This is a genomic window from Streptomyces sp. NPDC048424 (genome assembly GCF_040651555.1).
In the GTDB taxonomy this organism is placed as follows: Bacteria; Actinomycetota; Actinomycetes; order Streptomycetales; family Streptomycetaceae; genus Streptomyces.
This window is the reverse complement of record NZ_JBEZKE010000067.1, coordinates 1-10,854: the sequence shown is the minus strand read 5'-3', so window position 1 is coordinate 10,854 and position 10,854 is coordinate 1. Positions and strand designations below refer to the sequence as shown.

The 10,854-nt window shown below is 70.4% G+C and carries 10 protein-coding genes; 3 read left to right on the top strand and 7 right to left on the bottom strand.

Translation table 11 applies throughout. From position 1 onward, the window contains the following. Nucleotides 1-724: 724 nt before the first annotated feature. The gene (locus AB0D29_RS38315; RefSeq protein ID WP_362860467.1) at nt 725-925 is read left to right on the top strand and encodes a hypothetical protein; all 201 of its coding nucleotides are present in this window, start codon (nt 725-727) and stop codon (nt 923-925) included. 78 nt (nt 926-1,003) lie between these two features. Here the strand turns inward: AB0D29_RS38315 and AB0D29_RS38310 are convergent, their stop codons facing one another. From AB0D29_RS38310 to traA, 6 genes are all read right to left on the bottom strand, one after another. Continuing rightward, nucleotides 1,004-2,230, bottom strand: coding sequence for a hypothetical protein (locus AB0D29_RS38310; RefSeq protein WP_362860466.1), 1,227 nt, complete (start codon nt 2,228-2,230; stop codon nt 1,004-1,006). A gap of 738 nt (nt 2,231-2,968) precedes the next feature. Next, on the bottom strand, nt 2,969-3,319 hold the full coding sequence (locus tag AB0D29_RS38305) for a hypothetical protein (protein WP_362860465.1): 351 nt from the start codon (nt 3,317-3,319) through the stop codon (nt 2,969-2,971). After that, entirely contained in the window at nt 3,316-4,413 is a 1,098-nt protein-coding gene (locus tag AB0D29_RS38300; protein WP_362860464.1) for a DUF2637 domain-containing protein, read from the bottom strand. Before AB0D29_RS38300 ends, AB0D29_RS38305 begins: the two co-directional genes overlap by 4 nt. Continuing rightward, entirely contained in the window at nt 4,410-4,934 is a 525-nt protein-coding gene (locus AB0D29_RS38295; protein ID WP_362860463.1) for a hypothetical protein, read from the bottom strand. Before AB0D29_RS38295 ends, AB0D29_RS38300 begins: the two co-directional genes overlap by 4 nt. A gap of 172 nt (nt 4,935-5,106) precedes the next feature. Next, nucleotides 5,107-7,131 (bottom strand): sporulation protein SsgA, encoded by a 2,025-nt coding sequence (locus tag AB0D29_RS38290; protein ID WP_362860462.1) that lies wholly within the window; start codon nt 7,129-7,131, stop codon nt 5,107-5,109. Between the two features lie 16 nt (nt 7,132-7,147). Beyond that, nucleotides 7,148-7,705, bottom strand: coding sequence for a plasmid transfer protein TraA (gene traA / locus AB0D29_RS38285; RefSeq protein ID WP_362860461.1), 558 nt, complete (start codon nt 7,703-7,705; stop codon nt 7,148-7,150). A gap of 202 nt (nt 7,706-7,907) precedes the next feature. On the opposite strand from traA, the gene AB0D29_RS38280 reads away from it, so the two are divergent. Continuing rightward, entirely contained in the window at nt 7,908-8,624 is a 717-nt protein-coding gene (locus tag AB0D29_RS38280; protein WP_362860460.1) for a GntR family transcriptional regulator, read from the top strand. Nucleotides 8,625-9,081: 457 nt separating this feature from the next. Here AB0D29_RS38280 and AB0D29_RS38275 read toward each other — a convergent pair whose 3' ends face one another. Continuing rightward, a complete protein-coding gene (locus tag AB0D29_RS38275; protein ID WP_362860459.1) occupies nt 9,082-9,675 on the bottom strand; it encodes a hypothetical protein in 594 nt (197 codons plus the stop codon). A 674-nt stretch (nt 9,676-10,349) separates the two neighbouring features. Here AB0D29_RS38275 and AB0D29_RS38270 point away from each other — a divergent pair. After that, on the top strand, nt 10,350-10,499 hold the full coding sequence (locus AB0D29_RS38270; RefSeq protein WP_362860458.1) for a hypothetical protein: 150 nt from the start codon (nt 10,350-10,352) through the stop codon (nt 10,497-10,499). Nucleotides 10,500-10,854 lie beyond the last annotated feature (355 nt).

Here is a 10,854-nt window from a genome sequence, read left to right as displayed (position 1 = left end):
CCCCCCACACCCCCGTGCAGAGGTAAGTCCGCATAGTCACCAGTCACCACGCGGGTGCTGAACTGGGCTGGGGAGTGGTAACTGCCGCAGCGCCTTCCCCGGCAGTTTCCCCCTCAGGTTCCCCCCTGGCTTCTCCCGCAGTTTCACCCCCAGCGTCCCCCTCCACCGACCGTCGGAGCACTCCAGGTATCTCCGATACGTGATCTTGGAACGGGCGTCGGGCAGGTTCGCACGTGTCTGGCCTTCGCCTCATGCGGGCACTCCACAGGGCCCCGCACTTCCAGTCTGCTGCGGGGGTACTGGGGGCGCTACTGGGGCTTGCCCAGGGTCCGGGGAGGCTTGCCCAGTGGAGGCTTGCCCAGGGGGTGGCCGCACCCGTGCGGCGACGTCTGAAGGTTGCACCGGAGGGCGGCTGGACGGTTGCGTGCAGAGGCGGACTAGGGGTTGCACCGGAGGTAGGACCGGCGGTGGGACCCCCCCTCCCGGCGATCTCGGCGTCGTCGCCGGTCAGACCCCGTGGGCAAGCCCGAATCGGAGAACGACACCTCTTTCTGCGTCAGCCAGAGAGAGGTTTCTCGTCGCCATCGGGGCGGCAGGGAGCCAGCCCGGTAAGCGGTCGTCCGGGGTCTTGCCGGGGACGCCCCGGGCATGATCAAACGTGGTGAGTGGACAAAGGGGGTTCCCCAGGGCTGGGGAACTCCTCGACGAACGGCAGACTTCCGTCATGAGCACCACGCGCCGCCCGCTGGGCACCGGTCCGACGACGAGCACCAGGAACACGGCGACGCCGTCCTCGAATACACGGCGCCTCGCCGCAGAGCGCATCGACGTCGAGCACCAGGACGTGGCCGATGGCGATCCGGCGCTGCACATGCTGCGGGGCCGGCGCACCCTCGGCACCGGCCCCGCAGGTGGAGCGAGTTAGTGCTCATTGGAACGATGAGCAGACCGGTGAACGCGTGACGACCCCGACCAAGGATGGCCGGGGTCGTCGTGTTCTGCGTTACGCGGCAGGTTGGCGCTTGGCCCGAATCGGCTTCTTCAAGCTGACCTTCACTCGGATCGGCTCCTTCGGGTTGCGGAAGCGGTGGAGCGCGGCGGCGACGTCGTCCTTGCGCACCTCGTTCGCGGCGCGACGCGCGGCCTTGAACTCCGCCTCCTCCTTCGGCATCACCTGGAACGCGAGCTGGTCGGCGTCGAGGTCGCCAGGGGCTACAGGCGTCGCGGTCCCGGCCGGAGGGTCGAGGACGTCCTTGCCCCACACCAGGTCCCAGGACTCGACCAGGCGCCGAACACCGGGCAGGCCGTAGACCTCTGCGACCTTGATGAGGTCGAGGCGACGTCCGGGGCGCCGGGCGATGTGTCGGTACCAGGTGCCAGCGGGGATGACCGCAATGGCCGTCAGGCCCTCGGTGTCGTCGGTGATCTCTTCGTCGGTTCGGGTGTCCTGCGGGATCTCCAGCGCCTTGATCAGCTTGTTGAGGTTCTGGGAGCGATAGTGCTTGCGGACCTGGAAGACGCCGAACTCCCGCTCTCGGTACTTCTCCACGAGCGGCCCCGGCTGACCGAGCTGCAGCAGTTCGGCTGCCGCCGCGTCGCCCAGTTCCAGCGGTCCCATGCGCCCGAAGGCCCGGCCGCTCTTGTTGTCGGAGGCGAGCTCCAGCCCGATCTTGGCGACGCCGCCCTTGGCCTTGTCACCGTCCTTGTACAGGTAGCGGGCCGCCTGCCCCTCCTCGCCAGCGTTGAGCGGGCGGAGGTCGAACCCGTGGCCCTTGCCTCCGCAGGAGCAGTTCGGGCGGTCGCAGGTGTCGCTGACCTTGTAGCCGCCCGCGGCTTCTACCGACTCGGCCCACGCGGTACCGAGCGCGGTCGCGAACGCGTCCTGGTCTTCGGGGGCGAGCACGGTCTCGGTGACCCAGAGCGTGTGCCAGTGGAGGTGGAAGCCGGTGCCCCACCCGAACGTGTCCTCGAAGGCCCGCTCGTAGCCGACGATCCCGAAGTCGGTCCGGAGACGGCGCCAGCGACGGCCGGCGGACCCGTACGCACCGGCCCAGCCGTCGTGCAGGACCGCGACCAGGCCGTGCCTCATCCCCTTGCGGACCGTGCCGTACTTCATCCGCTCGAAGTGCCGCAGCGTGTTCGTCCCGAGGTGGAGTCCGTACCCGGCGTCGGCCAGGCCGTCCGAGGCGAGCTGAACGTTGGACGCGCGGACCGCGAGGATGCGGCTCATGCACCACGGACAGATGTGGACGTTGTTGCACCGGCAGGTGCCGCCGAAGGTCGCCTCGCCGGGCTTCCACAGCAGTTCGGCCTTGCCGTTCGTGAGTCGGTAGCCGCAGGCCTTGAACGCCTCGCTCAGCGCGACAGTCTGGTGAGCGTCACGACGCTGGAACCTCTCGTCGCGAGGGTCCGTCTTCGGCTGTTCCTTTTTGGCTGCCGCCGGGGTCTCAGACCCCCTCTGACCTGCGGTGGACGGAGATTTTCCCTTACTACTAAAGCCCGCGTTACTTTTTGGCTCGGGCCGGTCCTGCCCCGCACCGCCGGCGGGGGGTCGAGCTGCCTCTGCCTTGGCCTTTTCCGTTGCCCGCTTTGCCCGCATTTTGCAGGCGGGGGAGCAGAAGACCTTGGGGCGCTTGCCGGGGATGTGGACCAGAGGGGTGCCGCAGTGGCACCGAGGTCCCGGCACGGCAGCGTGCTGTGGCGCGGTCGCGCGGTTCTCTCGTACGCTCGTCATCGAGCAACGTCACCTGTTCTCGTATCGGCGAGGACTGGAGGCGGACGAGCCGGGAGGTCAGAGCCCCGGCTCGTTGCCGTTTCTGGAGCTTATGGGGCAGAGCCTGGCACATGTGGCTGTCCATCAGAGCAAAGACGCTCGTAGCCCTTTGGGTCGGATGTGACTTCGACGGGCGGAAGAAGCCCGGACCGGTATCCGGTCCGGGCTGTTGTGTCAGCGCGGGGGGCTAGCCAGTCAAGGGCTGGTCTCGATCCGCCACTGCCACGGCTCGCCGTCAGCGGCGGCGCGGCCGGCGGCGGCCGCCAGCAGTGCGGCGGCCTCGGCAAGGCGCTTCGAGCGGAGGTAGTGGTTACGGGCGATCCGGCCCAGTTGGTCGGCGAGCCGTCCGGCGACGGCGGCCGGGATCGACTGCTCGGTGCCGACCTCGGCCATCTCCTGGGCGGTGAGCAGCTGCACGAGCTGGTCGCGCTCGTCGGCGGCGAGGCAGCCGCGGGCGTAGTCGGCGAGGGAGGCTAGGGACTTGGTCAGGTGACGGTCCTCGCCGAAGAAGTCGGCGCCGTGGCTGGTCGTGACGAAGGTGCTCATGCTGCGACCTCCTCAAGGTCCTTGAACTGCTTGGCGACCCAGCCGGTGGACCAGCCCGTGAGCGCGGCGACGGACCGCTGTGAGCGGCCTGCGATGACGGCGGCCGCGACCGCCTCCAAGGCGTCCTTCTCGCTCATCTTCTCGGTGGCCGGGGCGTCGTGAGCGGCGTTGTGAGCGGGGGTGCTCACGGTGGCGCTCACGGCCGGGCGGGCGGTGCTCACGGCGGCGCTCACGGGCGCCGGTCCGGTCCTGCGGGCCTCGGCGGCCTTCCTGTCTCGCTCGGCCTTCTGGGCCGCTTCCTTGGCCAGCCGCTCGCGTTCGAGGCGCTGCTGCTCATCCCGGCGGATCCGTTCGGCGCGGTCCGCCTCCTCCTTCTGGCGCCTGGCCTCTTCCGCCCGGCGCTCCCGCTCGACCTCGGCGATGTGCTCGCGCTCCTCTCGCGCCATCCGGGCCTCGTGCTCCAGGCGCTCACGCTCCAGGCGGGCCGTCTGCTCACGCTCGTGCTCACGGTCGGCCCGCTCCTGGGCACGGCGGCGATCCTCGGCCTGCCGGGCGCGCTCGCGCTCGTCGGCATGAGCCTTCTCCCTGGCCTCCCGGTCCGCCCGTGAGCGGTCTTCCTGTTCCCGGCGCTCACGGGCCAGGCGCTCACGCTCGTTGGCGCGCTCACGCTCGATGCGGGCGGTCGCCACGGTGATCGCCCGGCGCCACTTGAGCGAGGCCTCGGCTGTGACGATGAGCAGGGTCGGGGCGACCATGTGCACGCCGACGCCGACCATGTCGCCCTTGAGCGCGGAGTCCCCGACGTTGAGCAGGAGCGTCATCGCGCCGGTGAGCCAGCGCAGGACCACGGGCCAGGCGCCGGCGTCTCCGTCGAGTCGGGCGACGATCGTGTCGACGCGGACCACGATGATGACGGCGGCGTCCACGACGAGCGGGAGGATCGGCGCGGTCCAGTCCCACTCGTCCGGCGTGACCTGCTCGACGAGCGGCGTGACGGTCAGGATCGAGAACAGCACCGCGCCGAAGACGATCGCCCACACGAGCCGGAGGGTGCGCTCGGCCGAGTCGACCTGGGCTTGCGTGTCGAGCTTCACCGACGACCCCCCGTCGACTTCACCGTGTTGGTGATGGTCTGGACGACGGTCTGCGTGACCTCGAACCCGCCATCGCCCTTGCCGGAACGGCGGCCGAGGAGCGCGGCGACCAAGACCGCGCCGAGGAGCAGCATGGGCGCGGCGGCGGTGATCCCGGCCGCGACGGCGGCGGCGCCAGTGGCGAGGAGGTCGAGGGCGAACCCGAGGAGCATTCCGCCGACGCCGATGCCGACGGCGGCCACCGCGGTGCCGACGGCCCACCGGGGCACGATCGGGCTCGACTTCTCCGGGACAGCGGGGAGCCCTGCCGGGGTCTGCTGGGTGACCGTGGCTTCGAGGGCGCCCTGGCGGCGGGCGAGCTCCAGGAGCGCAGCCACATCGAGGACCGGCTGCAGGGCCGGAGCGGTGGGAGCCGGGTCGGTCTGCTGGGCGCCGGCGGGGGTGTCCGGAACAAGCGCGGCGAGGAGGTCGTCGGTCGTGATCGGGCGGTCGTGGGCGGGATACTGCGGGTTGGCACTCACGGGTTTCCTCCGAGGGTGTCGGGGCCGATCCGGGGGCTACCGGGTCGGCCCACTGCATGTGGTCAACGGGGGTCTGACGGGGGACTGACCGGTGTGACCCCGTCAGGGCGTCTGACCCCCTCCCCACCTGGGGGAGTTCGGGGGTCAGCGACCCTGACCGGTCAGAGGGGGGTCAGACCCCGGCGGTCTGGCGCGGGCGGATCTTGTAGACCCCGGGCTTCTTCGCCTTGAGGTCCTCTTCGAGGCGGCCCTCCGCCCGCATGTCGCGGATGACGTTCTTGATCCACGTGGTCTTGCGGCCGATCTGCTCGGAGTACGCGAGCAGTTCCGCCGGGGTGACCGTGCGGCGGCCCATGGCGTGCCACTCGTCGAGCAGCACCTCCATCGCCTCCCGCGCCTCTTCGGGGCCGAGGTCGGGCCGGGTGTCGGCCGGGACAAGCGGTGTGTCGTCCCCGGCCTGCGACTCGTCCAGGTCTGCGGACGGGTCCAGGTCCTCGTCCTCCGCGTCGACGAGCCGCTCGTTCACCGTGCTCTCCTCGTCGTCGTAGTAGGTCTCCGGGGCCTGCTCCTCGCCGAGGGAGGCTCCGGAGAGGGCGGCACGGTTCGTGTACCGCTGGCCCGCCACGGCGGTGGCGACGGCGGCCATGACCTGTCCGGCGTCCGGGGTGCGGACTGAGGCGAAGGTCGCGGTGACCCACTCCAAGACGACGGGGTCGTTGCGGTAGGTGCGGGCCGGGGTGATCTGGCGTGCCACCGGGGTGCCGGTCTCCACCAGGTAGCAGTAGCCCGGGTATCCGGCACCCCACTGGCCGGGGTGCGCGCCGGCGTCGAGGACGTCGCCCGGGAGCGCGAGGGTCTCGTCCCGCTCGTCCATGCCGAAGACGAGGGCGGAGGGGAGCGCGGCGCGGACGGTTGTGGACATCTGGTCGTGGCTGGGGCGCTGGAGCGAGAAGACGAGGGCGGCGCCTGTCGCGCGGATCTGGTTCGCGGCCTGCTTGAACAGTTCCTCGTCGAGGCGTGCGAACGCTTCCGCGGCTTCCTCGAACCAGGCGAGGAGGAAGGGCAGTCCGGCGCAGCCGCAGGGCTGGCCCGGCTGGCAGGAGTGCGCCGGGTCGGTCTGCCTCACCGCGCACGCGGGCTCCCACTTCCGGTAGCCGTGGCGGCGCAGCCACTCGGCGCGGTGCGGGGTGGACTGCATGACGGCCGTGGCCATCGACTCGACGTCGTCGGGCTCCAGCGCCACCCAGTCGCAGGCGGAGAACAGGCCTCCCAGGTCCATGCCGCGCTTGACCGGGTCGGACAGCCACACGGCGACGTCCGTGCGGGTCAGCACCTCGGACAGGATGTCCATGGCGGCCTCGGTCTTGCCGGATCCGGTCTCGCCCGCGATGAGCCAGTGCACGCCCTTGGGGAGGAGCATCTCCAAGGGGAGGGTGTCGTCGTAGGTGCCGATGACGAGCGGCTCGGTGATGGAGCCTCCGGGGGCCGACGGGCCCGGGTACCAGGTGGTGCCGGACAGCGGGTCCACGGGCACGCCGACCAGGACGCCGTGCCGGTGCGACTCGGGGTTCTTCTCCACCCGGAACCCTCCCGGGCGAACGTCCGTGGCGGACTCCAGGTTGGGGAGAACCTTCGTCAGCTCCTCCGCCGTGGCCCCCTTGTCCAGCTCGAAGGGGACGCGGACCTGCCCGGTGTCGGTGACCTTCGCCTTGCCGAGCTTGAGCTTGGCCAGGCCGATGGCGTCCAAAAGGCCAGCGGAGTTCCCGGCCGGGGCCGCATCCGGGTTGTGGCGCATGATCTGCCGGATGTTCCACGACAGGGCGAGCGCCCCGCCGCCCATCAGGTACAGGTCCGGCAGGGGTCCGGTGAGCGGCCCGGCCAGCGCGGCGCACGTCGTCCAGGAGGACGCGGCGGCCACAGTGATGGCGGAGTGGAGCCGCCTCTGGGGGCCAGTTGTCTTGGCCGCGAACCAGGTGGAGGCCGTGAGGCCGACGGACACCAGCGTGAGGCCAGCACCCGCGAACGCGCTGTCCGCCCACATCAGGTTCGCGCCGCCCCCGACCATGCCCGTCCCGACCACCATCAGCCACGGCGGGGTGTGCGGCTTGATCCGGTGCCACAGCCACGCCTTGACCCCGGCCGCGCTGGACTCGCCGTTGAGGCGCTCCTCGGCCACCTTCTCTACGTCCTTGCCCATGGTCTCCGCCCCCGCTCTACTGCTGGGCCCAGTCCATGCGCTGCGCCTGCGGGCGCCGGGCACGGTGGCGGACACGGTTGATCTCCTCCTCGTACTCCCGCTGGAACGCGGCGTACGTGGCGGCGGCGTTCTTAGCGGCGTCCAGGGCGGCGTCCGCGCTCTTCGAGAGCTTCCTGGCGACCTTCCAGGATCGGACCTTGGAAGCCCCGATACGGCCCTCCGGGTCGGGGACCTGCGCCAGGGTGGCCTTCATGATCTCGGCGGCCATGGCCAGCTCGAACGCCATCATCGACATCGCGGCGCGCACCGCGTTGCAGTAGTTCCGGACCTGCGCCGGGGAGGCGAACTCCGGGGCGGGGAGCAGGGACTGGCTGGAGCCTCCCGGCGCTCCGGCGGAGCCGCCGCCCTGGGAGGGCACACCGTTGGTCTGCCGGTTGGCGTTCACGTTGACCGTGAAGCCCATCTGGGGGGAGAACCCGAAGTTCTTCGTGTTGTTCGCCTTCGCCTGCGTGCCGTTCGCACCCGCCGTGGGCGGGGTGGACGGTCGCGGCGGAGGAGTACCGGTGCTGGCCATGTACGTGCCCTCCGAGCGTGGAAGTGATGGCCCACCAGATGCCTTGCTCTGGCGGCCTGTTGCCTCCATCACGGTAGAGCACTGGACCTCTCAAAGTCCAGCACTGGATCCAGTGCTGTACCGCAAGGGGAAAGTGGTCTACCGTCGGACGTACACAGCTGGACTCACCAGGAGTCCAGCACGAGCTCCGAGGGAGAGACTGATGAGCGAGGGCGAGGGGTACGCGGGCATCGCCGCGTTCTACGCCGGACGTATCCGGACAGGCGTCATCCCGGCAGGCGCGACGCTCCCCTCACTCCGGGAGGTCTGCGACGCGCACGAGGTGAGCATGAAGACCGCCGTGAGGGCGTACGCACAGCTCAAGGCTTGGGGGTTGACCATCGCGAAGCCTGGCGTCGGTACGGTCGCCGCCGCGCCTGCCAGCGACAACATCGCGGGTCGCGTCCGGAACTTTGCTGAGACCGGCAAGGCGTTGTCGGAGGGGGAGACCTCCCAAATCCTGGAGATCGGCACCGTTGCCGCGGACGAGATCGTGGCCAGCCGCCTTGAGGTCGAGCCGGGGACCCCCGTGGCGGTTCGACGCCGGGTCGTCAGCCGCGCCGGCGTTCCGGTGCACTACTCGTCCAGCTACTACCCGGCATACGTCATCGACGTCGTGCCCGAACTCACGGAGCCCGTCAGCACGGGCGGCTCTCGCGAGCTCGCGTCCGCTCGGCTCGGCAGCCCTCAGAAGGGCGTCCTCGAAGAGGTCACCATGAGGAACGCGACCGAGATCGAGAAGGCCGCGCTCGGCCTCACCGGAACCGTCGGCGTCAGCCAGGTCGTACGGACCGTCTACCTCCAGGACGGCCGCATCGTCGAGGTCGGCGTCAAGGTCGTCTCTGGCTCGACCGTCCTCCGCTGGTGGACCGACCTCTAGCCCTAAGCCCCTGTCAAGCCTGAGAGCCCCTGCCGATCCTGGCGGGGGCTCTCTGCTGTCCTGGGAGCCTCTGGGGCCCAACAGGCCCGCTCAGGACCGCCCGCGAGCCTCTGGCGGGCCTACAGACGCGCCTACCGTCAAATGGCATGCGCGGCCACCTCCGGGCGGCGACTGCGGGCGCGCTCGGATCAGCAAAAGCGGCCAGCGGCGGAAGGGGTGGGGGTGGTGGCCCTGAGCGGCCGTGTACCAGCCCGGCGTTGGGGCTGGGCGCCGTACCCCCGCCGTCACGGATGCGGGCGCGTGAGGCGAGCGCACCGCCCGTCTGGGGCTGGCGGGGAGCAGCTGCTGCCGCGCTCCGTCTGAGCCCGTCACGGTCGCTCCGCGTCGGTGCGGGTCTCGTTGGGGCTGGACTGCGTGTCGTCCGTTGTCTCCCGCACCGCCGCGGGGACCCACGGGCCTAAGCGCCGTGGGTGGGCGGGTTGCTCTCTCCGGCCACGTGCTCCTGGTCCTCGGAGGGCGACGCCTGCTCCATCACCTGTGCCGCCCGCTCGACGGCACGGATCCACGGGTTCGAGGCCGGCTCCCCCGAACCGGTGGGGGTCTCCGGCAGAAGCGGTATGGCCGACGCCGTCATGGAGCTGCGCCGGCGCCGGGCCTTATACGCCGCAGCGGCCTCGATCGCTTCCCTCCGGGCCTCCTCGACCGCCGACACCGGGTGCACGACAGGCACCACCGCCGGGGGATCGGGCTCAACCGCAGGAGCGGGAATCACTGGGTTGACCTGCACAGACATCGTTTCGTCAACTGACGATTTAGGGGCCGGAATTCGATCGTCAGTTGACGAAATGGAGCGATCGTCAGTTGACGAAACAAGAGCGGCGGCGACCGCTGCGTCGATCAGCTTCTGCTGCTTGCGCTGCCGGTAGGCCAGCTCTCGGCAGCCCTGCTTGCAGTACTCCTTGGCCCGGCCGACGCCGGACTGCTTGACCGGGCCGCCGCACCACGCGCACAGGCGAGTGCCGTCCGACGACCTGGGTGTCTCGTAGCTCATGCCGACGACCGTACGCCGCCCGCCGGGGCCGGCAAGGGAGTGGGGTGCGCGAACTGGACGCGTACGCGGTTCATCCTGCTCTTCGCCGGGGCCGAGACGCCGGTGAACCTCATCGGGAACGGCGTGCGGACGATCCAGCGCGGCCGCCGGGCTACTACCAACGGTTGACGGAGTAGGCCTGTACGGGTCAGCACTTCACGGTGGGGGGCCACCGAACCGTGCTGGAGACCGGCCTCCCGGATCGCGCGGTAGAACTTTCTCTACTCGGTCAAGACCGGCGGCGCGGCCGCCGTCGGCGGCCCTTCCGCCGGCCGACCGCTCCTGTCTCCGCCCCGCTCCCGGCCGGCACGGCCCGCCGGTGATGACTTCCGCTGGCTTCCCCCCATAACCAAAGTCGGGGGTCCTCACCTGGAATCTGCCCTTCTGATCCAGCGCCGGCGCGCGGAGGTGGCAGTTGCCGGGGCCCGTTGTTCCCCGATGTTCCTAGTTGGGAATCGGGGAGGATCCTGCGCATTCTTGGGGCTCCCTCAGCGCCAGCCCTGTCCGCGGCGGAGCGAGACCGCCGAAGGGATGGAGGGACTTGCGCGGCTAAGTGGCCGCTCCTCCAAGGTGATCCCCCCCACCACGGCCTGACCGGGTGGGCCACCCTTTCCGGCACCCATGGAGGCACAGCCATGCCCAGCGACAACCGCACGACCATCGCGACCGCGCTCATCGGGGCAGTCCTCGGCGGCGTCATCGCCGTCAGCTACCCGGCACTGATTCCGGCACTGACCGTAGCCCTGGCCGCGTTCGGCGCGCTGTACATGTTCCTCAAGCTCTGATCAGTGGCCGGCGCACGCCGGGCCGCGCAGCACAGCGCGAGCCCGGCCGCCGACGAGCACCAGGAGCACGAGCAGCTGCACCCCGCCGAACCGAACTCGTGCCGCGCGTACCGCGTGCACCCGTGCACGTGCCCACGCGTGCACGCGAGACCGCCCCCGCCACAAGATCAACACGATCACAGCTCATGCATTACGGCCCCTGGTACAAGCCTCAGTACAGAACACACCTAGGCATTCTCGATACGTCGGCTCCTCCTCCACCCCCCACACCCCCGTGCAGAGGTAAGTCCGCATAGTCACCAGTCACCACGCGGGTGCTGAACTGGGCTGGGGAGTGGTAACTGCCGCAGCGCCT

What these genes read in the sequence shown, in the direction of transcription:
- AB0D29_RS38315 (WP_362860467.1), top strand. Translation starts at nt 725, where the DNA reads ATGAGCACCACGCGCCGCCCGCTGGGCACCGGTCCGACGACGAGCACC.
- AB0D29_RS38310 (WP_362860466.1), bottom strand. Translation starts at nt 2,230, where the DNA reads ATGAGCCGCATCCTCGCGGTCCGCGCGTCCAACGTTCAGCTCGCCTCG.
- AB0D29_RS38305 (WP_362860465.1), bottom strand. Translation starts at nt 3,319, where the DNA reads ATGAGCACCTTCGTCACGACCAGCCACGGCGCCGACTTCTTCGGCGAG.
- AB0D29_RS38290 (WP_362860462.1), bottom strand. Translation starts at nt 7,131, where the DNA reads ATGGGCAAGGACGTAGAGAAGGTGGCCGAGGAGCGCCTCAACGGCGAG.
- traA (WP_362860461.1), bottom strand. Translation starts at nt 7,705, where the DNA reads ATGGCCAGCACCGGTACTCCTCCGCCGCGACCGTCCACCCCGCCCACG.
- AB0D29_RS38280 (WP_362860460.1), top strand. Translation starts at nt 7,908, where the DNA reads ATGAGCGAGGGCGAGGGGTACGCGGGCATCGCCGCGTTCTACGCCGGA.
- AB0D29_RS38275 (WP_362860459.1), bottom strand. Translation starts at nt 9,675, where the DNA reads ATGAGCTACGAGACACCCAGGTCGTCGGACGGCACTCGCCTGTGCGCG.
- AB0D29_RS38270 (WP_362860458.1), top strand. Translation starts at nt 10,350, where the DNA reads ATGCCCAGCGACAACCGCACGACCATCGCGACCGCGCTCATCGGGGCA.